Source organism: Streptomyces sp. NPDC046303 (assembly GCF_055588085.1).
The window spans coordinates 1-23158 of the sequence record NZ_JBVJFA010000040.1; the positions used below are offsets into that span (position 1 = coordinate 1).

Annotated in this window: 17 protein-coding genes and 1 pseudogene; 8 read left to right on the top strand and 10 right to left on the bottom strand. The window is 70.7% G+C overall.

Annotated features, from left to right (window positions below):
- Window positions 1–85: 85 nt before the first annotated feature.
- The 7 genes from ACZ6I1_RS30210 to ACZ6I1_RS30240 all read right to left on the bottom strand — a co-directional run bounded on the left by ACZ6I1_RS30210 (window position 86) and on the right by ACZ6I1_RS30240 (window position 8200).
- A complete protein-coding gene (locus ACZ6I1_RS30210; RefSeq protein ID WP_362735561.1) occupies window positions 86–517 on the bottom strand; it encodes a VOC family protein in 432 nt (143 codons plus the stop codon).
- A gap of 418 nt (window positions 518–935) precedes the next feature.
- Window positions 936–1079: a hypothetical protein gene (locus ACZ6I1_RS30215; RefSeq protein ID WP_469292073.1), complete on the bottom strand. Its 144-nt coding sequence runs from the start codon at window positions 1077–1079 to the stop codon at window positions 936–938.
- A 90-nt stretch (window positions 1080–1169) separates the two neighbouring features.
- Complete coding sequence (locus ACZ6I1_RS30220; RefSeq protein ID WP_469292074.1) at window positions 1170–2168, bottom strand: carbohydrate ABC transporter permease; 999 nt, start codon at window positions 2166–2168, stop codon at window positions 1170–1172.
- On the bottom strand, window positions 2165–3547 hold the full coding sequence (locus tag ACZ6I1_RS30225; protein ID WP_469292112.1) for an ABC transporter permease subunit: 1383 nt from the start codon (window positions 3545–3547) through the stop codon (window positions 2165–2167). Before ACZ6I1_RS30225 ends, ACZ6I1_RS30220 begins: the two co-directional genes overlap by 4 nt.
- A 22-nt stretch (window positions 3548–3569) precedes the next feature.
- On the bottom strand, window positions 3570–4898 hold the full coding sequence (locus ACZ6I1_RS30230) for an ABC transporter substrate-binding protein (RefSeq protein WP_469292075.1): 1329 nt from the start codon (window positions 4896–4898) through the stop codon (window positions 3570–3572).
- A gap of 113 nt (window positions 4899–5011) precedes the next feature.
- Window positions 5012–6715, bottom strand: coding sequence for a glycoside hydrolase family 13 protein (locus tag ACZ6I1_RS30235; RefSeq protein WP_469292076.1), 1704 nt, complete (start codon window positions 6713–6715; stop codon window positions 5012–5014).
- Window positions 6716–6925: 210 nt separating this feature from the next.
- The gene (locus tag ACZ6I1_RS30240; protein ID WP_469292077.1) at window positions 6926–8200 is read right to left on the bottom strand and encodes an ABC transporter substrate-binding protein; all 1275 of its coding nucleotides are present in this window, start codon (window positions 8198–8200) and stop codon (window positions 6926–6928) included.
- Window positions 8201–8366: 166 nt separating this feature from the next.
- Between ACZ6I1_RS30240 and ACZ6I1_RS30245 the strand changes: the two genes are divergently transcribed.
- From ACZ6I1_RS30245 to ACZ6I1_RS30255, 3 genes are read left to right on the top strand one after another with little or no spacing between them, the layout of a single operon-like run.
- Window positions 8367–8873 (top strand): PadR family transcriptional regulator, encoded by a 507-nt coding sequence (locus tag ACZ6I1_RS30245; protein ID WP_469292078.1) that lies wholly within the window; start codon window positions 8367–8369, stop codon window positions 8871–8873.
- On the top strand, window positions 8870–9661 hold the full coding sequence (locus ACZ6I1_RS30250) for an ABC transporter ATP-binding protein (protein WP_469292079.1): 792 nt from the start codon (window positions 8870–8872) through the stop codon (window positions 9659–9661). The genes ACZ6I1_RS30245 and ACZ6I1_RS30250 overlap by 4 nt, the downstream gene beginning before the upstream one ends.
- 2 nt (window positions 9662–9663) lie before the next feature.
- Complete coding sequence (locus tag ACZ6I1_RS30255; protein WP_469292080.1) at window positions 9664–12096, top strand: ABC transporter permease; 2433 nt, start codon at window positions 9664–9666, stop codon at window positions 12094–12096.
- Window positions 12097–12140: 44 nt separating this feature from the next.
- Here ACZ6I1_RS30255 and ACZ6I1_RS30260 read toward each other — a convergent pair.
- Window positions 12141–12419 (bottom strand): annotated as a pseudogene (locus ACZ6I1_RS30260) (IS630 family transposase); the annotation flags it as partial.
- A 1007-nt stretch (window positions 12420–13426) separates the two neighbouring features.
- Here ACZ6I1_RS30260 and ACZ6I1_RS30265 point away from each other — a divergent pair.
- Window positions 13427–16195, top strand: a complete 2769-nt coding sequence (locus ACZ6I1_RS30265; protein WP_469292081.1) for a hypothetical protein — start codon at window positions 13427–13429, stop codon at window positions 16193–16195.
- A gap of 30 nt (window positions 16196–16225) precedes the next feature.
- A complete protein-coding gene (locus ACZ6I1_RS30270) occupies window positions 16226–17158 on the top strand; it encodes a M28 family metallopeptidase (protein WP_469292082.1) in 933 nt (310 codons plus the stop codon).
- Here ACZ6I1_RS30270 and ACZ6I1_RS30275 read toward each other — a convergent pair.
- Entirely contained in the window at window positions 17115–17408 is a 294-nt protein-coding gene (locus ACZ6I1_RS30275) for a hypothetical protein (RefSeq protein WP_469292083.1), read from the bottom strand. The two genes, ACZ6I1_RS30270 and ACZ6I1_RS30275, sit on opposite strands and share 44 nt — an antisense overlap.
- A gap of 1640 nt (window positions 17409–19048) precedes the next feature.
- On the opposite strand from ACZ6I1_RS30275, the gene ACZ6I1_RS30280 reads away from it, so the two are divergent.
- From ACZ6I1_RS30280 to ACZ6I1_RS30290, 3 genes are all read left to right on the top strand, one after another.
- A complete protein-coding gene (locus ACZ6I1_RS30280; RefSeq protein WP_469292084.1) occupies window positions 19049–19252 on the top strand; it encodes a hypothetical protein in 204 nt (67 codons plus the stop codon).
- Window positions 19253–19636: 384 nt separating this feature from the next.
- Complete coding sequence (locus tag ACZ6I1_RS30285) at window positions 19637–19771, top strand: hypothetical protein (RefSeq protein ID WP_469292085.1); 135 nt, start codon at window positions 19637–19639, stop codon at window positions 19769–19771.
- A gap of 154 nt (window positions 19772–19925) precedes the next feature.
- Window positions 19926–20276, top strand: a complete 351-nt coding sequence (locus ACZ6I1_RS30290) for a hypothetical protein (RefSeq protein ID WP_469292086.1) — start codon at window positions 19926–19928, stop codon at window positions 20274–20276.
- A 431-nt stretch (window positions 20277–20707) separates the two neighbouring features.
- Here ACZ6I1_RS30290 and ACZ6I1_RS30295 read toward each other — a convergent pair whose 3' ends face one another.
- On the bottom strand, window positions 20708–23158 hold the full coding sequence (locus ACZ6I1_RS30295; protein ID WP_469292087.1) for a trypsin-like serine protease: 2451 nt from the start codon (window positions 23156–23158) through the stop codon (window positions 20708–20710).

Consider the following 23158-nt stretch of genomic DNA (forward strand, 5'->3'; position numbering starts at 1 on the left):
GAACATTTGAGGCAGCCGATATCGGCTGCCTCAAATGTTCCCCAAGGCCGGAGGCGGCTCCCCACCTCGCAGTCCCAGAGGAGGATCAGGCGAGGCAGAACTCGTTGCCCTCGATGTCCTGCATCGTGATGCACGACTCGTTGACGCCATCGGCGCGCTGCGTCAGCACGTGTTTCGCGCCGAGCGCCATCAGCCGTGCGCATTCGGCCTCGAGTGTGGCAAGGCGCTCCTCACCCACGAGCCCGGCGCCGGCCCGCACATCGAGATGCACCCGGTTCTTGACGACCTTGCCTTCGGGAACTCGCTGGAAGAGCAAGCGCGGGGCCACACCCGAGGGATCAGTGCACGCGAAGTAGATCTCATCCTCGGGCGGCAGCGAGCGGTGGTACTCCTCCCAGGTGGCGAAGCCCTCCGGGACCGTCGGCACGACGTACCCCAGCACCTCGCACCAGAAGGCGGCCAGGCGCGCAGGCTCCGCGCAGTCGAAGGTCACTTGGAACTGTTTGATCGTTGACATCGGCGCACGATAACAGGGCCCTGCTCATCTCCCCAGGTCGGGACGTCCGCACGTCGTCGGGAGGAGGCGTCTGCTACCCGCTGTTGTGTCGTGCGGTCAGGGGTGAACCGAGGCCAATGCCTCCCCACGGGGAACCTGTGATGCGAGTAACCCCCGCGCGGAGGTGACGCCGTCCGTTTCTGGACTGGCCGGTGTCCCATTTGGCAGAACTGGAGCGGCTGGCGGAGCGCGCCGAGCGGATGGTCTCCTCCATGGACCTGCTGCTGACCCCGGTCGTCGCCGCTCGGCCGCGCCCGGTCGGTGCGCGGGGCGGCGCAGGGCTGCTGACCGCGCTGGTGCGTTCGCGCCGATGGTCGCCTACACCGCGCTGTGGCACGTCGGGCGCCGCCCGCCGCAGGCCGACTCCTGACGGCCGGGCTCAGGCGAGGGCGTGGACGGCGAGCAGACAGGCGAGTCCGATGGCGGCCGCGGCCGAGAGGGCCGCGGCCACGGCCACGACGACAGTGCCGATACGTTCCACTCCGCGCCGGTGATCGGCGGGCTTCCACTCGGGCTGGTTCATGGATCCAGCCTGCGGGCACGCGGACGCCTCCGCATGAGTACGGATACCCATGCGGAGGCTTGCGTACGTACGGAGCTCGTCCGGGCGGCGCTATTTCACCGAGCCGGCCATCACGCCCTGGACGAAGTGCCGCTGGAAGGCGAAGAAGACGATCAGCGGGACCACCAGGGACAGGAACGCCCCCGGCGCGAGGACGCCGATGTTGCTTCCGAACTGCCGCATCTGGGACTGCAGCGCGACCGTGAGCGGCTGGGACTGGCTGTCCGCGAAGAGCAGTGCCACGAGCATGTCGTTCCAGACCCAGAGGAACTGGAAGATGGCCAGGCTCGCGATGGCCGGGCGGCCGAGCGGCAGCACGAGGCGGGAGAAGATCCGCCACTCGCTGCCGCCGTCCATCCGGGCGGCCTCCAGCATCTCGCGCGGGATCTCGGCGAAGTAGTTGCGCAGGAGGAAGATCGCGAACGGCAGTCCGTAGGCGACGTGGAAGAGGACGACGCCCGCGATCGTCCCGAACAGGCCCACCGCGCCGAAGAGTTTCGCCACGGGCAGCAGCCCGATCTGCACCGGGACCACGAGGAGTCCGACGACCACGAGGAAGACGCCGTCCCGGCCGGGGAATTCCAGCCAGGCGAAGGCGTATCCGGCGAGTGCCGCGATGACGACGACCAGGACGGTGGTCGGCACGGAGATCAGGACGGTGTTCCAGAAGGCCGCCCCGATGCCGGAATCCCCCAGCAGGGTCGTGTAGTTGTCAAAGGACAGCTGGGAGGGATCGACGAGCGCGGTCCACCAGCCGTCCGTGGCGTTGTCCTGTTCGGAGCGCAGCGAGGACAGGAGCAGGCCCGCCAGCGGTGTGATCCAGACGAGGGCGACGAGGATCAGGACGCCCTGGACGGCGGAGCTGCCCAGGAGGCGTGAGACCCGGCCTCCGCGACGCCGTCCGGGCGCAGAGGTGGGCGCGGAGGTGGGCGCAGAGGTGGGCGCGGAGGGCGAAGCGGACGGGGACGGGGGTGAGGACGGGGCGACGCGCCGGACCGTCGCCGTCCGCCGGGACGGGCCGTGCCGTTCGGCGGTGCTGTGGCCGCTCATGCTCCACTCCTTCGGAAGCGCCGGACGTTGAAGATCATCGCCGGGACGACGAGCAGCAGGAGCACCATGCTGAGCGCGCTGCCGAGGCCCTGGTCGTTGCCGCCCCCGAAGGAGACCATCCACATGCGGGTGGCCAGCACGTTCGCCTCTTCCTGGACCGGTCCGGGCGCGATGATCCACACGAGGTCGAAGACCTTCATCACGTTGATCACGAGGGTCACGAAGACCACGGTGAGCACCGGTGCGAGCAGCGGAACGGTGATCTTGCGAAAGATCTGGCCCTCGGTGGCGCCGTCCATGCGTGCGGCCTCCAGTGCGTCGCGCGGGATGGCGGCGAGGCCGGCGCCGATCAGGACCATCGAGAAGCCGGTCCAGACCCACAGGTAGGCGCCGATGATGGCGGGTGTCACCAGCGCCGGACCGAGCCAGTTCACGCCCTGGTACGGGGCTTCGAAGTTGGCAGCGGGCAGGCGGACGCTGTAGTCGCCGTCGGCGAGCCCGGCGAACCGGAAGGAGCCGTCCTCGGCCGTGGTCGCGGTCGCGGCCACCCGGCCGTCCCGTACGGCCTCGACCGTCATGCCGGGCAGACCCCTCTCACCCGGGTCGACCCTGCCCGGTATACCCGCCCCGCCGGGGGCGAAGTCGAGGTAGACGACACCCCCGATCGCGTCCGTGCCGGGTGCGGCGCCCGCCGGGGAGGCAGGATCGGACGCGGTCCGCGCGCCGGCCGGCATCGCTTCGGGTGCGACCCCGATGAATCCGAGGCTGATCGAGCCCCCGGGCCGTACGGTCGCCGCGGAGCTGTACGGGCCGCCAGCCCCGCCCGTCAGGCCGTGGCCCTCCCGGGGCCGGGCCGTGGGGTAGGCGGCGGCGTCGTCGAAGCCGTCGTGGACGGCGGAGGCGGCGGCGTTGAGCACGCCACGGTCCGCGTCCTGTTCGTAGGCGAGCCGGAAGATGATGCCCGCGGCGAGGAACGACACGGCCATCGGCAGGAAGAGCACCAGCTTGAACGCGGTCGCCCAGCGCACCTTCTCGGTGAGCACGGCGAGCAGCAGCCCGAGTCCGGTGAGCAGGGTGGGGGCGACCACGACCCAGACGGCGCTGTTGCGGATGGCCTTGAGGGTGGCCGGGTCCTGCACGATCGCCGCGTAGTTGGCGGCTCCGACGAACCGGTCGCCGTCGGCGTCGAAGAGGCTGCGCCCGAGGGAGAAGAGGACGGGGTAGACGACCAGCGCGCCGAGCAGCAGCACGGCCGGTAGGACGAAAACGACCGCGAGGCGGCGCTTCCTGCGCCGGGCCTGGCGCCGTCCGTCGACCGCGGGTCGACCGGTCGAGGGTCGGCCGGTGGCGGGATGGGCGGCGGCGGGGCGGTCGGTCATGATGTCGGCCATGGCAGTGGCCTCAGTTCCCGTAGGCCTTGGCGGCCTCGGCCTCGAGCTTCGCGGCCGTGCCCTGGGGGTCCGAGGGGTCGCGCAGGAAGTCCTGGAGGAGCTTCCACTCACCCGCGCCCTTCGTACCGCCGAACGCGGCCGGGGCCTGGTCCGACATGTCGAAGCGGATCGAGTTGCCCGCCGCGATGAGAGAGTCGGCGGTGCTGCGCGTGGTGTCGTCGCTGTACTTGGCGAAGTCGACCTCGTTGTTCGGGGACAGGAAGCCGCCCGCGCCGGCCCAGACCTCGGCCGCCTCGGAGCTCGCCAGGAACTCGACCAGCTTCATGCCCGCCTCGCCGTTCTTGCCGTCCTTCAGGACGACCGCCGCGTCACCACCGCTGACCACCGGCGCCCGGCCGCCGTCGACCGAGGGGAAGGGGAAGAACTTCGCGTCCTGCCCGAGCTTCTTGCCGAACTGCCCCTTGGCGACACCGCCGACGAAGTCGCCCTCGTAGACCATGCCCGCCTTGGGCTCAGGGCCGAAGACCTGCGCGACCGACGAGGGGAAGTCGGTGCCCAGCGCCGTCTGGGCGCCGCCGGCGACGAGCTGCTTGTCCCTGAACAGCTCCCCGAGGGTGGTCAGGGCCCGCACGACGCTCTCATCGGTCCACTTCAGCTTGTGCTGGGCGAGCTGGTCGTACTTCTCCGGTCCGGACTGGGAGAGGTAGATGTTCTCGAACCAGTCAGTGAGGGTCCAGCCGTCCTCGCCGGCTATGGCGAAGGCCGGGCGGCCGGAGTCCGCGAGAGTGCGGCCGGCCTTCAGCATGTCGCTGTAGCTCTTGGGCTCGGTGACGCCGGCCTGGGCGAAGGCCTCGGGCGCGTACCAGACGGTCGACTTGTGGGCGGCCTTGAAGTAGAGCCCGTAGTACGTGCCGTCGACCGTGCCGTAGTTCTTCCACACCGGTGCGAGGGTGGACCCGGCCGTCCGGGAGGTCTGCTCGGACAGAGGCCGGAGCCAGCCCTCCTTCGCGAACTGCTGGAGCACGCCAACCTGGGGGACCATGACCACGTCGGGCGCGTTGCCGCCTTCGATCTTGCTTCCGACGAAGGTGGACACGTTGTCGCCGGAGGGCACGAAGACGGTCTTGGCGCCGGTCTTCTGGGTGAAGGCCTCGAGGACCTTCTTGAAGCTCTCCTGTTCGGCGCCGGTCCAGACGCCCGCCACGGTGACGGTCTGGCCGCTGAGCCCGCCGCCGCTCGCGGGTGCGGTGGCGCCGCCGCAGGCGGTGGCGCCGAGGGTGAGGGCGAGGGCCGCGGTGGTGGTGGCACTGCGTCGGGTCGTCTTGCCGGGTCGTCGCATGACGGGTCCTTCCGGGGAGGTCCTGGGCTGGGGAGGGGCTGCTGGGGGACTGCGGGGTGACAGGGCCGAGGGGGCGAGGCTGCCGGGTAGGGCTGGGGGGCTTGCGGCGGGGGTTACGGCTGCGCGGCCGCCGGGCCGGGGGCCGGGAGTTCGCCCGCCCACCAGGCCGCGGTCGCGGCGGGGAGCACCCCGTCGGGACAGGGCCCGCTGGCGAGCAGCGGCGTACCGGCGACCGGTGCGGGCACCGGCTCCGTGCCGAAGTTGACTGCGCAGATCAGGCCCTCCCCGCGGGCCATGGCCAGTACCTGCGCGGGCGCATCGAGCCAGCGCAGGGGTCCCTCGCCGAGCTGAGGCAGGGTGCGCCGCAGCTGGAGGCCGTCGCGGTAGAGGTGCCAGAAGGAGCGGGTGTCGGCCAGGGCGCGGTCGGTGGCGTGCTCGGCGAACCATTCGGGCTGCGGCAGCCACGGCTTGACAGCGGCGGCCTCCTGGCTGAAGCCGAAGGGGGAGGCGTGCCCGGACCAGGGCAGGGGTACGCGGCAGCCGTCCCGTACGTGCTTGCGGCTGCCCGTACGGCGGAAGATCGGGTCGGTGAGGACCTCGTCGGGCAGGTCGAGGACCTCGGGGAGGCCGAGTTCCTCGCCCTGGTACACGTAGGCGGCGCCGGGCAGGGCGAGCATCAGGAGGGCGGCGGCGCGGGCGCGGGCCGCTCCCAGTCCGCTGCCCTCGACCCCGGGCTCGCCCGCGTAGCGGGTGACCGTGCGGACCTGGTCGTGGTTGTTGAGGACCCAGGTCACGGTGGAGCCGGTGCCGGCGATGTCGCGTATCGCCTCGGTGATCGTCGTACGGAAGGCGCCGGCGTCCCAGGGCGCGCTGAGCAGGTCGAAGAAGAACGCCTGGTGCAGTTCGTCGGGGCGGACGTACTCGGCGTGCTCGCGTGCGGTGGGTACGGACACCTCGCCGACCAGCAGCCGCTCGTGACCGTCCCGGGCGGTGTACTCCTCGCAGACCGACCGCCAGCGGCGCCACACGCCGTGCACCTCGGGCTGGTTCCAGGCCAGCTGGTTGACGGCGTCGCGGGCCCGCTCGTCCGCCCCGGGGTCGTCGGAGTCAGGCAGCTCGGGGTGCTTGAAGAGTCCGGCGGCGACGTCGATGCGGAACCCGTCGACGCCCCGGTCCAGCCAGAAGCGGAGCACGCGCTCGAAGTCGTCGCCCACGACCGGGTCGCGCCAGTTCAGGTCCGGCTGCTCGGGCGTGAACAGGTGCAGGTACCACTCCCCGGGAGTGCCGTCGGCTGCGGTGGTCCGGCTCCAGGCCGGGCCGCCGAACATGGCCCGCCAGTTGTTGGGCGGCTCCTCGCCCCCCGGGCCGCGGCCCGGAGCGAAGTGGAAGCGGGAGCGGGCCGCGCTGCCGGGTGCCGCGGCGAGCGCTTCGCGGAACCACGGGTGCTCGCTGGAGCAGTGGTTGGGGACGATGTCCAGCAGCAGCCTGAGCCCGAGCCGGTGGGCGTCGGCCACCAGCCGGTCGAACTCGGCGAGGTCGCCGTAGACCGGGTCGACGCCGCAGTAGTCGGCCACGTCGTAGCCGTGGTCGTGCTGCGGCGACGGGTAGAAGGGGCTGAGCCAGATGCCGTCGACACCGAGCCTCCTGAGGTAGGGAAGCCCGGCGCGTACGCCGGCGAGGTCGCCCACGCCGTCCCCGGTGCTGTCGAGGAAGCTGCGGACGTATACCTGGTAGATCACCGCGTCGCGCCACCACGGGGCGGAAGGGGCGGCGCTGCGGGAGGGGTGACCGGTACCGGCCGGAAGGGTGCTGAGCATCTCGCGTCGACCTGTCTCTGAATGCGAGAGCGCCCTGGATCAGGTGCGCTGTTATGCATGCATGTTAAGTAGCAGCAACTGGAAGGTGTCAACGATGTGTCCAGAAACAGGCAAAGACTGGGGTGATTTGTCCCTGAATGAACGAATGCACGCAAGAGGGCTCCTACTTAACATGTAAGTAGGAGCCCTTGAGGAGGTGCAGAAGTGCGGTCAGCCCGTGCGGGAAAGGGTGCCGAGCTCGCGCGCCAGCCGCGCCACCGCCTCGTCGGGCGTCTGGCGCAACGCCATGACGTCCTGTCCCACGGCCTGAACGGCGAGGCTCACCTGGTCGTAGCGCGGGCTCTTGGGGCGCGGCACCGCCGACAGCACGCTCTCGCGCAGGGTCGGCAGGTACGGATAGGCGCGCACCAGCTCGGGATCCTGGTACAGCGCGGCGCGCACCGGTGGCAGCGACCCCTCGGTGAGGACCCGCCGCTGCACCCGTTCGCTGGTGAGGTAGGAGATCAGATCGGCCGCAGATGCAGGATGCCGCGCGTGGCTGCTGACGGCGAGGTTGGAGCCGCCCAGCACGCTGCTGCCGGGCCCGTCGGCGCCGGGCAGCGGCACGGCACCGAACCGGCCCGCCACCTTCGACCCCGCCGCGCTCGCGTCCGCGTACACGTAGGGCCAGTTCCGCAGGAAGAGCAGCCGGCCGTCCTGGAACGCCTTCCGGGACTCCTCCTCCTTGTAGCCGAGCGCCTCGCGGGAGATCCAGCCCTCCCGCACCCCGTCCGCGAGGAAACGCAGCCCGGCCCGCGCCCCGTCGGAGTCCACGGTGACACGGGCACCGTCGTCGCGCAGGATCGAACCGCCCGCCGAGTGCACGGCCTCGGTGACGTTGACGGTGAGCCCCTCGTAGGGGAGGAACTGGCCGGCGTAGCCGTCCAGCCCGTACTGCGGGGCGATGGTGCGCGCCTGACGGGCCAGTTCGGACCAGGTCCGCGGCGGCTGCTCGCCCGCCAGGTCCAGGATGTCCTTGCGGTAGTACAGCAGGCCCGCGTTCGTGACGTACGGCACCGCGTACAACCGTCCGTCGAAGGTCGCGGTGTCCACGACCGGCCGCAGGAAGGCGTCCAGCGGGAACCGGCCCCGGTCGAGTGGCGAGATCCATCCGGCCGCCGCGAACTCGGACGTCCAGGCGACGTCGATGTTCAACACGTCGAACCGGTCGCGGCCCGATCGCAGTTCGCTGATCATCTGGGCCCGGGTCTCGTCGGCCGAGTCGGGCAGCTCGACGAGAGTCACCCGCTCGTCGGGACGGCTCGCGTTCCAGTCGTCGAGGAGGGGCCCGAGGTAGTCGGTCAGGTCGCCCGCCGTGACGAGCGTCAGGGGACCGCGGGCGTCGGAAGCCGCGCCCGCGTCGGGACGCACGCCGAGACCTGCGTACCCCGCCAGCACGACCGCCACCACCAGGAGAGCTCTACCCGCGGCACGCATCCACCGCATAGATTCCTCCCAGAACACGATCCGGCTGCACTGCCGACCATCGTGGCCTATATATACCCGTTAGGCATGAGCGATACTAGACGTCCAGGCAGACCAGACGGACGCCGGCGGGCATCCGACCGGGGGCCAGTGAACGGTTGACTACGCAGGGGAAGGAGGGGGGCGAGTGCGGCTGGCGCTCCTTGCGCTCCTCACCCGTAGGCCTGCGCACGGTTACGAGCTCAAGCAGGACCTTGAGAAGCTCCTGGGCGCCGCGTACCCTCAGCCGAACGTCGGCCAGATCTACGTCACCCTCGGCCGGCTCGAGAAGAGCGGCCTGATCGAGGGCGAGGACGTCGAACAGTCCGGCCGCCCCAACAAACGCACGTACAAGCTGACGGACGCCGGGCGCGAAGCCGTACTGGCGTGGTTCGAGGAAACCGCCGAGGAACCCCGGGTCCGGGACGAGTTCTTCATGAAACTGGCGCTCGCACCGCAATCGGGTCTGGCCGACCCGATCGCCCTGATCAACAAACAGCGGCGCCAGTACCTCAACACCATGCGGGACCTGTCGAAGCTGGCCGCCGCCGAGGACCGCGACAACAAGATCTCCCAACTGCTGATCGAGGGCGCCATGCTGCACCTGCAGGCCGACCTCGACTGGCTGGAACGCTGTCAGGAGGAGCTGGAATGAGCGACGACGCCACCGCCGCTCCAGCCGTGCTGCCCGCCGTCGGACCCGCCGTGCCCATCGTCCGCGCCGAGGGGCTGACCAAGACGCATCACGGCGAAGGCGCGCCGGTGCCGGCCGTCCGGGGTGTGGACCTGTCCGTCCAGCCCGGCGAGTTCGTCGCCGTGACCGGTCCGTCCGGAGCCGGCAAGTCCACGCTGCTGCACCTGATCGGCGGCCTCCAGCGGCCCGACGGCGGCAAGCTGTGGCTCGACGGGGAGCGGGTCGACGCATACCGCGAGGCCCGCTGGGCCGTGCTGCGGCGCCGCAGCATCGGCGTCGTCTTCCAGTTCTTCAACCTCGTCTCCAACCTCACCGTCGCCGACAACGTCGAACTGCCCGCCCTCCTCGCCGGCGTCTCCCCGAAGGCGGCCCGCGACTCCCGCGCCGAACTGCTCGCCGAACTCGGACTCGAAGGCCGCGAGCGGTCCATGCCCGGAGAGCTGTCCGGCGGCGAACAGCAGAGGGTCGCGCTCGCCCGCGCCCTGGTCAACCACCCCCGGCTGCTGCTCGCCGACGAACCTGCCGGCAGCCTCGACAGCAAGGGCACCCGCGAGGTGCTGCGGCTGCTCACCCGGTTCCACCAGCGCGGCCAGACGATCATGATGGTCACGCACGACGCCAGGATGGCCAGCGCCGCCGACCGCGTCATCAGCTTCTTCGACGGCCGAATAGCCGACGACGCACAGCTCGGCGGCGGGCGTCCCGGGCCCGCCGGCGGCGTCTCCGGCGTTCTCGAACTGAAGGAGTGACCGTGCGGGCCACCCTGCGCTGGGCGCAGGCAGACTTCCGCGCACACCGAGGCGAAGCCCTCTTCGTGGTCCTGGCCAGCGCCGGGGTCATCGCCTCGCTCCTGCTGGCCGGTGCGCTGTTCGGCTACGCGGCGAACCCCTGGCAGCGGGTCTTCAACCAGTCCCACGGCGCCCACATCTGGCTGCACACCCGCGCCGGTGCGGACATGGACGCCCTGTCCCGGGTGGACGGGGTGGCGGCGCTGTCGGGTCCCCACCGCACGGCGGCGACCACGGTCGAGTCCCGCGGCGCCCGCGCCGCGGTGACGCTCCGCGCGGCCCCGGTGGAGCCCCCGCAGACCGGACGACCGCTCGTCGGCGCGGGCAGCTGGCTCGAGGCGCCGGACGAAGGCCCCGACCCGGGTACGGGCTCGGGTACTGAATCGGGTACTGGTTCGGGCTCGGACTCGGACTCGGACTCGGGCACGGGCACGGGCTCGAGCAGTGCTTCGGACTTGGGTGAGGGCGTCGGCTCCGTCGTGCTGGAGACGTCGGTCGCCCGGGCCCTCTGGGCGGAGCCCGGCGACACCGTACGCGTCACCGGCCCGGACGGCACCCCGCACCTGCTGCGGGTGAGCGGGACCGCCGACGTCGCCGAACCCCGCTACCAGCCGGGCGGCGCGGCGGGCATCGGCTGGGTGCTCCCCGCCACGCTCGAGGAGATCGCCCGCGCAGACACCGGACAGAGCGTGGGGCTGCGCCTGGAGGACCCGGACGACACGGACTTCATCGTCCAGCGCGCGGTCACCGTACTGGGCGCCGACCGGGTGGCCGAGGTCACCAAGTGGCAGCAGGCCCGCGCCGACGCGGGCGGCGACGACCGCCTCCTGGGCGCGATGTTCGCCGTCTTCGGCCTCGGCGCCCTGCTCGCGGCCGCCCTGGCCGCGTCCGGGGCGATCGGCGCCCGCGTCCGCGGCCAGCTCCGGGACATCGCCGTCCTCAAGGCGATCGGCTTCACCCCCGGCCAGGTCGCGCGCGGCTTCCTGGTCCAGCATCTGGCCTTCGCGCTCCTCGGCGTGGCCCTCGGTACCACGGCGATCGCCCTGCTCGGCGCCCGGATACCCGGGCGGATCGGGGAGGCAGCCGCCGTGTGGCAGGACCTGCCCGGCCACACCGCCCTGATGATCGGCATCCCCGTCGGCGCGGTGCTGCTGATCGCGGCCTCCACCGGACTCTCGGCCTGGCGGGCCGGACGGGTGCCCCCGGTGCCGGTGGCCCGGGCCGCGCTGCCCTCCGCCGCGCCGATGACCGCGCTCGGCAAGCGGGCACTCGGCGTACGGGTACCGCCCGCCCTCGTCCTCGGATGGCGCGCGGCGTTCCCCCGCCGCGGCCGGACCCTGCTACCGGTGGCCCGGCTCGCGCTGCCCCTGGTGCTCATCACCGTCGCCCTCGTGGCCTGGTCGACCCTGGACCAGTTCCGCAGCCGCCCCGCGCAGATGGGGCTGGCCGCGGCACTGACCGTACGGGCCGAGCAGCCCGCCGGTCCGTCGGACGCGGAGCTGGAGAAGACCCTCGCGGCCGTCCCGGACATCGAGGCCGTCCATCCGGGCGCGGAGATGGCGGCGCTCGTCCCCGGCCAGACCGGCACCATCACGCTGCGCGGACTCGGCACGGCCCGGCAGCCCTACCCCTCCGCGGTGGTGGAAGGGCGCGCGGTCGCCGGACCCGACGAGGCGGTGGCCGGCCAGGGACTACTGGACCTCCTCGGCGTACGGGTCGGCGACTGGGTACGGATGACGGTCGGCGGACGGCCGCAGATCCTGCACCTCGTCGGCCGCACCATCGAGCCCGAATCCGGCGGCCGGGTGATCACCACGACCCTCGACGCACTGCGCGAGCGCGACCCGCAGCTGCGTCCCGCCTACCACGCCCTGGAACTGCGCGACGGTGCCGACCCCCGGGCCGTGAGCGGCGCACTCGCCACGGCCGCCGGCGGAACCCTCGAGATCCGCGAGACACCCAGCCCGGCCGACCGGCTGGAACCGGCACGCGCGGTGATCGGGGCCCTGATCGCCGTACTGGCCCTCATCGGACTGATCGAACTGTTGACCCTGATCGGCACGGGTGTACGTGACCGGGGGCGCGACCTGCTCGCCCTGAAGGCGATCGGGCTCACGCCCCGGCAGATCGGCGCGATGATCGTGACGGCCGCGGGCCTGACCGCGCTCGTGGCCGCGCTGGCGGGCACGGCCCTGGGCGTCCTGTCCGGCACCTGGCTGGTGGACACCCAGGGCGCATCGAGTGGCATCGGCGCTGGGATCGCCCAACTGCCGCCGCTCCCGGTGCTGTTGACGGTGATCGCCGGATCGGTGCTGGGCGCGGTGGCGGCTGCGGCACTACCGGCGACCCAGACGGCCCGGCGCCGCCTGGCGGACTCGCTCAGCGAAACCCTCTGACGGGCGAGCCCCGGGACACGACGCTCGGATGTCCGGCGGCAACACTAGTGACCTGAGTCAGAGATTCGGTGGCAGTAGGCGGCGACTTTGTCGAGGATCTCGTCGGCTGTCTTCGTCCATACGAAGGGCCTGGGCTGATCGTTCCAATCGGTCAGCCAGGCCCGGATGTCGCGTTCGAGGGCCTGGACGGAGCGGTGGGCGCCGCGCTTGGGCTTCTTCTGTGTGGGCTCGGCGAACCACCGCTCCACCAGGTTCAGCCACGACGCACTGGGGGGACGCGGCCGTCGGGTTCGGCCGCGCGCTCGTGCAGGCCGGCGACCGGTGGGGGGCGCGCAGGGCGCCGTCGCCGGTTCCGTCGGCTGGGGCCGCCCGGCCGGCGCTCCGTGTGGTGGTTCTCCTGCACGTGCTGCCCCTGCGTACCAACGGGCGGACCGGTGGTGCGCGCCGTCACCCTTCCTGTGCGGTCAGGGGCAGGACCCGAGCCTTGGAGCGGGTGGTCCCGAGCGCGGTGCGGTCAACGGCGCTTCCGCGGCCGTGGCGGTGAGTTGCTCGGCCCTCTCGACCAGGAGCGCGGCCAGCGGACAGGTAAGCGGTCCAGTCCGCGAGCGGTCCGGTGAGGTCGACGTACGCCTCGTACAGGGGTCGGTCGCCGATCGTCTCCCCGTCCGGCGGGCCCGGCCGTCGGAGGCGGACCAGTGCGTGATCGACGGGACGGTCCGACCGCTCCCGACCTCGAAGTACACCGGTCCCGGTTCGCTGCCGCCGACCAGTACACCCCTCGCACCGGCGTGCGCGTCCCCGAAGTCCACCGTCCACCAGTCCCAGTTCGCGGGCCGCTCCTCAAGATTCCGATCTGTTGCTGCTCGACCTGCACTCCTTCTCGACCCGCTACGCAGCCCCCTACGAGCCGTGGGCCGCCGGACGGAGCCACTGACCACTCCTGCCTACGGATGTCCCGGGTGGCGGCGAGACGCACCCGCTGATCGCCCCCCGTCCTGGCCGCCCGGGTCCACGAGTCGGAGCGGCTGCCGGCGCACTGAGCGCCGCCGGATCCGGCTGGTCGGCTGCCCGTGACGACGGCACGGGCAGCGCGCGGCGCGTGCTCCGTCCATCCCGTGCGCCGGCCCGACCTCCCGGGCGAGCGTGGGGTTTTGCGGAGGCCGCTCGCGTCGCAGGAGTCGGCGCCCCACGTTACGATTTTGCTGAGAGTGCCGATAGTTCAGGCGGTTCCGGCAACAGAGGAACCGGTCACGCGACGGGCGCCCGGGGGCATCCACCCGCTCTGATGAAGCATTTCCCCACCCTCCGCAGGTGCGTTGAGGAGGACGTCATGGCTCGGGACAAAGGTGACCGGCAGAGGAACATGCCGGGCCCGGAGGCCGACCAGCCCCTGAGGATGGTTCCCGACGTCGGCGAACACGCGGACGCCGACGGAGTGCTGCGCAAGTACGTCGATCCGGGAGCGACCCTGGCCCGTGCGTCGACCGCCCGCAAGGCCATCGACTCGTTCATGAAGGTGCGCTCGGGTGACATGAAGGCCGGCGCGATCGATCTGCGCGAGGTGGAATCGACCGAAGGCGCGGCGACGCTGAGAGTGCGCTACCAGCAGTTCCACAACGATCTCCCGGTCGTGGGCGCCACCGTCCAGGCCGTGGCTGACGTCAAGCAGGCCAGCGTCATCCAGGTCGATCACACCGGGGAGACGGACGTCTCAGACGCCCCCGACCCCGGCGACGCCCGCGCGCTGTCCGACGTCCTGAAGGTCGCCCTCGCGCCCTTCAAGAAGGACTACGGATCCGCTGAGGTGATCAAGGACGAGCTCGTCTACCTGCGCTTCTCGACCAGGCCCACCCTGCCCGAGCACGACTACCCCTCAGCTTCCGTCGCACTGCTGAAGAAGGGGAAGAAGCCGGACGGCGCACTGCATCTCGTGCACGATCTGCTGGTCGAGACCACCGGCCCCTTCGAGCAGTTCCGCGTCGTCGTGGACGCCGTCGCCGGCACCCTGCTCTGGATCGAGCTCGTGGGAAAGTACGTGACGGCCTCGCTCAAGGTCTTCTCGCCCGACCCCGTCACCGAGTCGAACGACAGCACGCTCCACGGCGGGTCGAGTGCGGCGAAGCTGAACGGTTTCCGGCACGAGGTCCAGGCCGAGGTGGCGCCCGCCGACGGGGGGAAGTTCCGGCTCGACGGGGAGTGGTTCCGGTGCATCGACTGGGACACCCCGACGTTCGCCCAGCCCGAGGAGACGTCAGCCGCCTTCTCGTACGAGACCTACCCCAGGAACCGCGCCTTCCTGAGCGCGAACGCCTACTACTGGCTCGACTCCACCGCCCGCTACCTGCGCACCCTGGGAAACACGACGCTCAACACCAACATGGTCAAGGTCGACGTCGACGCCCAGGGGGCCGACGGCGAGGACAACAGCGAGTGGATCGGCACGACCACACCCCCGCGGATCCGCTTCGGAGAGGGCGGCGCCCCCGATGCCGCCGACTTCGGCGTCATCGTTCACGAATACACCCACGGCGTGTTCGACTGGCTCGGTGCCAACCACGGCGGGTCCGGGTCGTACGAGCACAGCATCTGCGACGTGCTTCCGGCCATCTACCGGGACCGGTTCAATCCAGACGGTCACCGGCGTACCGAGACCTTCCCCTTCGACAACAACGTGAACGACCAGTGGAGCACGGAGCGCCGGCTCGACCGCGCCGAGCGGTTCGACGACGCCGCGTTCAACAGTTACCGCTTCAACCTCCGCAACTCGATGCTGGGCACGGCGCTCTGGCGGTGCTACCTGGGCATGGGCGGCGACTCGTCCGATCCCGCCGTGCGGGTCGCGGCGGCCGACGCGATGATCAGAACGATGCTGGAGATGCTGCTCATCGTGCCGGACTCCACCTCCACGAGCGTGGCGCACGCCGTGAGCATGGCCCAGGGCTGCGTCACCGCGGACTCGGCCCTCACCGGCGGCCTCTACAGCAAGGTGATGGACGAGGCCTTCGTGAACCAGGGGCTGTGGGCGCGCCGTCCGGTGGACGTCTACATCGCGGACAACCCTGCCGACCTCGGCGCCCAGCCGAGCGGTCCGCTGCACTGGACCTCACCCGACATCTGGGTCCGCAACAACGGCATCAGCACCGGCGACAACCCGGAACTCGGCCACCAGCCGCCCATCAACGACCAGCCGAACTTCCTCTACGTGCGCGTGCACAACCGGGGGATCCAGGCCGCGGCGAGCGGCGGTTTCCAGGTCGAGGCCTTCCGGTGCGACCCGGGCACGGGGATGATCTGGCCCACGCACTTCGAGTCGCTGGGCACGCTGGTGATCAACGAGCCGATTCCGCCCGGTGGGTCGGTGCGGGTCGGTCCCTTCACCTGGACCCCGCAGATCGTGGAACAGGAAGGCCTGGTCGCCGTGGTGCACGGCGCCGCCGACCCCGCCATCACCGCCACGCTCAACGGGCCGGTGCCGCACGACCGGATCATCCGGTTCGACAACAACGTGGGGCAGCGCAACGTGGCTCCGCAGATGGCAGCGCCGGGCGGCAAGACCAACACGACGATCGCGCTTCGCGGCGGCCTGACCTCCACCACCGGCTCCTGGCACCTCGACGCGACGACTCTGCCCGACGACACCCGGATCTCGATCCGCACGCTGAGCCGCATCGTCGGGTCCGCCACGCTGACCAACCTCAAGGTGACCGAGAAGGGCTCCGTCCGCACGACGCTCGAAATGAAGGGCGGCAGCACCGCAGTGGTCGACGGCTTCCAGCTCGAGGCCGACGACCGGGCAGCAGCCGACATCACCATCGACTTCTCCCGCCACGGCGAACACCTGCGCCTCTACCCCTTCGTCGCCACCCAGTACCAGGACAGCCTGATCGCCGGCCGTATAACCATCCAGATCACCGCCGTCGAGAAACTCGAGGACTTCTTCTTCGGTAACCCACGCAGCCGCGAGCTCCACGTGTCCACCTGCCCGTACTGGTCGAAGCTCGGCGCCGGCAGCAAGGTTCCCTTCCTCCGGGCGGAAGACGCGGTCGCACGCGGATACAACGGCTGCGCCTACTGCCAACCCGCCCTCAACACCGGCTGAAGGCGACCCGTGATGAAACATGACACGCCTGTGGGACTGCCACTCGCTCCCCCCCAGAAGCGGTACCCGCCCAGCCCCGCCGAGCCCGTCGCGCCGGCCAGACGCGAGCGGACGGGCACGCTGAAGGACGACACCATCGCCACCCTGGTCGGATCGGTATCGGCGGACGAGCTGAGGGACACGGTCGAGGCCCTGGCGGCCTTTCACACGCGGCACACCTTCTCGCCCCTCATCGGGCCGGCCGCCGCGGCCATCGCGGAGCGGTTCGAGGCGGCCGGTTACACGGACGTGGTCAGGCGCACCTGGTCCAATGCCGGTCACAGTGCCGACAACGTGATCTGCACCAAAACCGCGACGGGAACCGACCGGCCCGTCGTCATCCTGTGCGCCCACTACGACAGCCGCATGGCGGACGTGAACAACGCCACGGCACGGGCGCCAGGGGCCGACGACAACGGCAGTGGCGTTGCCGCGACGCTCGAAATCGCCCGTCTGCTCGCGCCGGTAGAGCTGTCCTCCACCCTCCAGTTCGTGGCGTTCTCCGGCGAGGAGCAGGGGCTGTGGGGCGCCACGGAGTACGCGGCGGAGCTCCACGCCGACTCCGAGGTCTACCGGGTCGCGAACCTGGACATGGTCGGGAGGCCGCCGGCGGACGGCTCCGTCACGGTGGAGCGGGACATCGGAAATGCCGTACCCGGCAATGACGCCGCCTCGAAGGCCTTCGCCACGGTCATGGCACAGGCGGCCGCGGACCACACGGCACTGCCCGTCAGACTGGGTCCGATCTTCTCCAGTGACTACATGCCGTTCGAAGCGCACGGCGACGTGACGATCGGCGCGTACGAGGGGGAGGGGAACCCGCACTACCACGAGTCGTCCGACGCGCCGGACACGCTCGATTACGACTACCTCGCCGACGTCACCAGGATGACGCTGGCGACCTTGCTCGCCGACGCCCTGTAGGCCGTCCAGAAGGCGGGTCTCCGACACCGGCCTGCTGGAGACCGACGAACTGGCGGGCCATCACCGGCCAGTCGGCCCCGGCCATCAGCTCGGCCAGGACGTCGTCGCCCAAGACGCCGCGCAACTGGTCGGCCGACCAGCCCGGGGCCATCTTCTGCGCGTCCTCGCTGAGTTCCTCCTCCTTGCCCGTGAGGCGCTTTTCGGTGGCGCGGCGGACCTCGGTGATGGTCGTCACCAGCCGGTAGGCCATCGCGGCGGTCTGCGCGCCTTCCCCGAGCGCTTCGGCGAACGGTTCGGGGCTGGGGCGGGTACGTCACCGGCAAGGGCTCCCTCGGTCAGGGGACAGCGCGTACGGGAGGGGCCCGGCCGGCCGGGGTCCGGACGGGGCCGGACCGTTACACCGGTAACGGGTGTGGCAGGCGGCAGGCCACAGTGTGGTGTCCGCCCGGTGCGCGCGGTGCGCGGCTTGGTGGCCGGGGGAGGGGTGCCGGTCAGGCCGGCTGCCTCCCGCAGTAGGACGGCCGCCTCGGAGGCGGCTTTCGCCTGCGCGCGGAATGCCTGCGCGCGGCGCCGGTCGGCGCCGGCCTCCACCGCCTCCACGAGCGCGATCAGCAGGGTGAGGACGACCGCGACGCCGTCCCCGCGTGCGGCGCGGGGTGCCCGCTCCAAGGCCCGGGTCGAGGCGCGCCGACCGGCACGGGCGCGGCCTTCGAGGCCCTCGTCTGCTCCGCCGCCACGTGACGGCCTCTGAGCGCTTCAGTTGGTGATCACCGCCAACCGAAGCGCTCAGTCACACGACGACGGTTCGGCCTCGCTCTGCTGTTGTGATCCCGAGTCACCCGGGTCTCCGCCGTCGTCGAGGCCGTCGGAGAGGATGCGCTTGCCAGGGGCCTCGGGGCCTGCCTTGTCGAAGGCGAGGCTGTCCCAGGACGACGTACTTGACGGAGCCGTCGGCGGTGGCCGTGATCGTGCTGCCGCTGCGCTGCTGGCCCGACTCCTTGACGAGGTGGCGGGCCTTCTCGTCGTAGCGGTAGAGGGCCGGTGAGGTGCCCTCCGTACGGTCAGGGTCGAGGCGGAAGGTAAGCCTTGCGGCGCGGTCTGCGGGGGCGGAGACTTGGAAGCCGTTGCCGAGGTAGCCCGGAGTGGACTCCGGGAACTCCCGCTGCTCGGCAGGGAACCCGGTGACATGGAAGCCGCCGACCTGCTCGGCGCGCAGGCCTTCAAGCGTGGCCTCGGCGGCGGTGGCGCCGCCGTCCGCGCGGCGGGTGACGTCGAAGGTGGAGTTCTTGGCGCGGGGGGAGGCGTTGAGCCTCGTCTCCTCGCCGTCCTGGACGCCGTCCCCGCCGCCGTCGGCCTTTGGTGGGCTCCGTGCCGAGCTCGAGCTCGGGGGCGTCCGAGAACCGTCCTGGTCGGTGTCGGCGCGGGTGGGCGTGGTGCGGAGCTCGAGCTCGCGGGCGGCCGTGAGGCCGTCCTTGTCGGGGTCCTCGGTGCCGTCACCGTCGGTGTCGGCCTTGAGCGGGGAGCTGAATCGGAAGCCGAGCTCGGCGAAGTCGGAGAGGCCGTCGCCTCGGTGTCCTCGGACTTGGGGTCGAGCTTGGCGCCTACAGGACTGGTTGCTGGCTGCCGTGAAGGCGGGGCCGATGCTCAGCTCGATGCACTCTCTAGAGGGAGCTGGCCTCGGTAGTACTGGGGGTGCGCCTCAGGTTCGTACTCTCGCAGTACTCGATCAATGGTGGCGGTGCGCTGAAAGGGTTTGTCATGAGGTGGGATGTCGACGATGATCACCTCATGACGACCAGAAAGGGCCATGCCCTCTAGGTGCTCCGCTCCGCCGACCGCCGCTCACCGCAGCGCCCGACAGTGTGACCGTCCACCCAGAAGAGCCCGTCCGTGCAGAAGACCGCCCTCGTCCTCTACGCCCACCTCCCCCGATCGCACCAGGACTGCCACGTCCTGACCAGTACCGTCGACGTCTTCGGCGCCGCCCACTGGCTGCTTACCGAACGCGCTCCGCAGCCCGGGGCGATGTTCTGCCCTTCGACGCGCTGGTCGTCTCCGTCCATCCGGGCGGCGACGTCGAACTCACCGAGCTGAGCGCCGTGCGGGCCCGCTGGCCGCACCTTGACCGCCTGCCCGACGGCAGGTTCGTCGTCGCCGCGTTTCGCGCCCGCCACGTCAAGCCCCTGCAACCGGGCAGACAAAGTGCTCATTTGAACATCACGGCAAACTTGAGCAGCTCTGAAGTGATCAATTCAGCATCATTTTCGAAAGCATGAGCCTACCGCCCTCTCATGGCCGCGAAGCCTCAAGTTGGCGACTTCGACGAGATGGCGGCAGTCGCCTCCCTTGGCGGGCCCCCGGAGCGGTTCGATGTCGGCGGCGGCCGCATCATTGGCACGACGAAGGGGTGGGCGGTGAGGGGACCCCTCGCGCGCCGGAGCCGGTGACGTTCCGGACGTCTACACCGTCGATCCGGGTATGGACGTTCCCCTGGACCTGCTGGACATGCTCCTCGGCTACGTGACGGAACCTCGATTGCAGCTCATCAGCGCGGACGAGGGGGCCTGGTGGTCCTCAGGCTGTTCGACGATGACGGCCAGCTCGAAGAGGTGAGCATGGCTGCGGGCGACCTGGGATTCTCGCTCGGTTCACGGCTGACCTGAACCTCGCCCCTGGCCGAAACGGCATCTCAACCAACTCCCGGAAACGGCTTTCTCCGTGGTCTGCGGCTTCGATACTGGCCGGACGTGTATGTGAAGGAGCGACCGTGACCGACGATGAACAGCAGCTCGCCGCCCTCCTTAACGGTCTTCCCGGCCACGACGACGCCCGCTTCTGGCGCGGACTCAAGGAAGCCGCAGGTATCTACCGCATACGCTCGACCATGTCCTCCGCCGTCCAGAAGGCACAGGAAGGCGACTTCGAACCGCTCGCTGAGTTCGTCCTCGACGTCTTCAACCGCGACGCGCGCCTCAAGGACATCACAAGGGGCCTCGCCACTCATCTCGGCAGCACACTGCGCGCCAGCGCCTGGATCACCGCCGCCATCGCGGCCGCGGACCGCATCAACCGAGACCACGTTGAGGATCCCCTCGACGAGCTCGCCGCGAAGTGGTGAGGACACCGACACGCCGAGTACGTGACCGGGGGCGGCAGCCAGGCGGCTCCGTCGGCGCGACGGGCGAGGAAATCGATTGTCAGGCAATGGTCGAGCTGCCGGCAGCGCTCAGCACATAGCTGCACTTCATGGCTGCGCAGGTCGAAACCGGCTCTGGTCCACTTTGGCTCTGTTGGTGAGTTTTCACCTACGCAGCCACCTGGCGGATCCAGAAATTCCGGATCGAGGACGTGCGGCGCAAACGCAAGAAGCGGCCCGAGCTGATGGACCTCACCGTCCTCGAGTCCTCCGCCGACGAGGCTGCCCCACAGCCAGCCGTACGGCCTGTAGGTGCTGAGTTCCCGCCGCCGTTTTGGCGTGCTGTCGTGCGACCTGGCCCCGCCCGCACCGGGGTTGTGGTCCTTGGGCGGGCGGGGTCGGTTTGCATTGGGTTACTTGCTGGTTGTGGCGGTGACGTCGAGCGTGTTGGTGAGTCCGCCCGGGAGTTCCTTCCACGCCGTCCAGGTGCTGGGGCCGCTCTCGAGGATCGAGCCCTGGACCTTGCCGTTGGCGCCGACGGTGTAGACGTGGACGTTTTTGCCGGACGGGGTGCTGGTGACACGGGTGAGGCCGGTGCCGCCAGCGTCGGTCCAGGCCTGGTTCCAGTAGCCGGTGTTGTAGTTGCCGTACTGGAGCCACAGGCCGCCGTTGGCTCCGATGATCTGGAGTTCGACGTTGTTGCCGACGAGGCTGGCGGAGATGTCCTTGACGCCTGCGGCGCCGCCCGGGAGCTCGCCCCAGCCGGTCCAGGAGCCGTTCTGGGTGTTGAGGTCGCGGCCGTAGACGCGGCCGTCGGCGACGGCGTAGAGGCGTACGCCCGTGCCGGCGGCGATGCTGGTGACGTTGGTCAGGCCGGACGCCGAGACGTCGGCCCAGGTGTTGTTCCAGCGGCCGGCGTTGTAGTCGCCGACCTGGGTGTGCAGCGAGCCGCCCGAGCCTGCGATCTGGAGGTAGACCACGTTGTTGACGATCGCCGCGGTGATGTCTTTGGTGCCGGCCGCGCCGCCGGGGATTTCACCCCAGTTGGACCAGCTGTTGTTGCGGATGTCGAGGTCGCGGCCGTAGACGCGGCCGCCAGCGATGCCGTAGTACCGGACGTGGTTCTCGGCGGTGACGCTGGTCAGACGGGTGACCTCCACGCCACCGACTTGGGCCCACTGGGCGCCGAAGGAACCGGTGGCGAGGTCGGCCTTCTGACTGTAGAGCGTGCCTTGGCTGCCCGCTGCCAGGGAGACCTTGGGAAGCGCCGCGACAGCGACGGCACTGACGTCGGAGCTGTTGGCGAGACCCCCCGGGAGCTCCTTCCAGGCGGTCCAGGTGCCCGGGCCGCTTTCCAGGGTCGCGCTCTGGACCTTGCCCGAGGTGTCGACCGCGTAGACGTTGACGTACTTCCCGGTAGGGCTGCTGCTCAGGCGGGTGAGGTTGCTGCCGCCCGCCCGGGTCCAGGCCTGGTTCCAGTGGCCGGCGTCGTAGTTGCCGTACTGCATCCAGACCGCGCCGTCGGCGCCGATGATCTGGAGTTCGGCGTTGTTGCCGACGAGGCTGGCGGAGATGTCCTTGACGCCTGCGGCGCCGCCCGGGAGCTCGCCCCAGCCGGTCCAGGAGCCGTTCTGGGTGTTGAGGTCGCGGCCGTAGACGCGGCCGTCGGCGACGGCGTAGAGGCGTACGCCCGTGCCGGCGGCGATGCTGGTGACGTTGGTCAGGCCGGACGCCGAGACCTGGGTCCAGGTGTTGTTCCAGCGGCCGGCGTTGTAGTCGCCGACCTGCGTGTACAGAGAGCCGTCAGCGCCTGCGATCTGGAGGTAGACCACGTTGTTGACGATCGCCGCGGTGATGTCCCGGGTGCCGGCCGCGCCGCCGGGGATCTCGCCCCAGTTGGTCCACTGATTCGTACGGGTGTTGAGGTCACGGCCATAGACCTTGCCGCCGGCGATGCCGTATGCGCGCAGGTACTCACCGGCACGCAGGCTCGTGACGCGGGAGATGTCCTGGCCGTCGACCTTGCCCCAGGTCTGCCCGTACTCCCCGTAGCCGAGGTCCCCGGACTGCGACCACATGGTGCCGCCGCCACCGGCCAGGACCGACACCTGCGAGCCGTTGCGCGGCGCGGTGGTCTGGTCGATCCAGTTGCCGACGTTGTCGGTCCGCGCGGATACGGCGCCGGTACGGGTCTCGGCCGCGTCGGTGCCGAGGCAGCCGCCCTGCCAGGAGCGGCTGTTGATGCCGACGAGCTCGCCGGCGGCGTTGAGGAGCGGGCCGCCGGTGTCGCCCTTGCACAGGACGTCGGTGCCCTTGCCCGTGATGGTGAGGGTGGTGGCGTCGGTGGTGTTGGTGGTGAAGGTGCCCGTGTGGAGCTTGTCGGGGACCCACTCGGTCTTGGTACGGCCGAAGCCGGCCGAGACCAGGTCGGTGCCGGCCGCGGGGGCGGAGGCGGCGCGCTTGACGGGGGCGATGTCGGTGACGGGCGTGGCCAGGCGGGCCAGGACCAGGTCGCGGTCGGCGGCGCTCGCGGAGACCTCGACGATCTCGCGGGTCTGGCCGCCAGCGAAGGTCGCGGTGACCGCCAGCGCGGGCTGCCCGGCCGTGATCGCGTCACCGGGCTTGGCGGCCAGGCAGGCGGCGGCGGTCAGCACCCAGCGCGCGTTGACCAGCGTCGCAGTGCAGGCGCGGCTGGTGGCCTCGTCGCCGACGCTCAGCTTGGCGGCGTACGCGTACTTACCGGCCTGAGCTTCGGGGCCGGTGAGGGCCTGGGCGGAGCCGGCCGAGAACAGGCTTGCGGCGACCGCGGTGGCGGTCACGAGCAGGCCGCTCATCCGCAGCGGGCGCGGACGGGATTCAAGCAT

Bases quoted from the DNA above. Each gene is read 5' to 3' on its own strand.
- ACZ6I1_RS30220 (WP_469292074.1), bottom strand. From the start codon at position 2,168: ATGAGCGGCCACAGCACCGCCGAACGGCACGGCCCGTCCCGGCGGACG.
- ACZ6I1_RS30240 (WP_469292077.1), bottom strand. From the start codon at position 8,200: ATGCGGTGGATGCGTGCCGCGGGTAGAGCTCTCCTGGTGGTGGCGGTC.
- ACZ6I1_RS30295 (WP_469292087.1), bottom strand. From the start codon at position 23,158: ATGCTTGAATCCCGTCCGCGCCCGCTGCGGATGAGCGGCCTGCTCGTG.
- ACZ6I1_RS30215 (WP_469292073.1), bottom strand. From the start codon at position 1,079: ATGAACCAGCCCGAGTGGAAGCCCGCCGATCACCGGCGCGGAGTGGAA.
- ACZ6I1_RS30265 (WP_469292081.1), top strand. From the start codon at position 13,427: ATGGCTCGGGACAAAGGTGACCGGCAGAGGAACATGCCGGGCCCGGAG.
- ACZ6I1_RS30210 (WP_362735561.1), bottom strand. From the start codon at position 517: ATGTCAACGATCAAACAGTTCCAAGTGACCTTCGACTGCGCGGAGCCT.
- ACZ6I1_RS30230 (WP_469292075.1), bottom strand. From the start codon at position 4,898: ATGCGACGACCCGGCAAGACGACCCGACGCAGTGCCACCACCACCGCG.
- ACZ6I1_RS30225 (WP_469292112.1), bottom strand. From the start codon at position 3,547: ATGACCGACCGCCCCGCCGCCGCCCATCCCGCCACCGGCCGACCCTCG.
- ACZ6I1_RS30275 (WP_469292083.1), bottom strand. From the start codon at position 17,408: ATGGCCTACCGGCTGGTGACGACCATCACCGAGGTCCGCCGCGCCACC.
- ACZ6I1_RS30235 (WP_469292076.1), bottom strand. From the start codon at position 6,715: ATGCTCAGCACCCTTCCGGCCGGTACCGGTCACCCCTCCCGCAGCGCC.
- ACZ6I1_RS30250 (WP_469292079.1), top strand. From the start codon at position 8,870: ATGAGCGACGACGCCACCGCCGCTCCAGCCGTGCTGCCCGCCGTCGGA.
- ACZ6I1_RS30285 (WP_469292085.1), top strand. From the start codon at position 19,637: ATGGACGTTCCCCTGGACCTGCTGGACATGCTCCTCGGCTACGTGACG.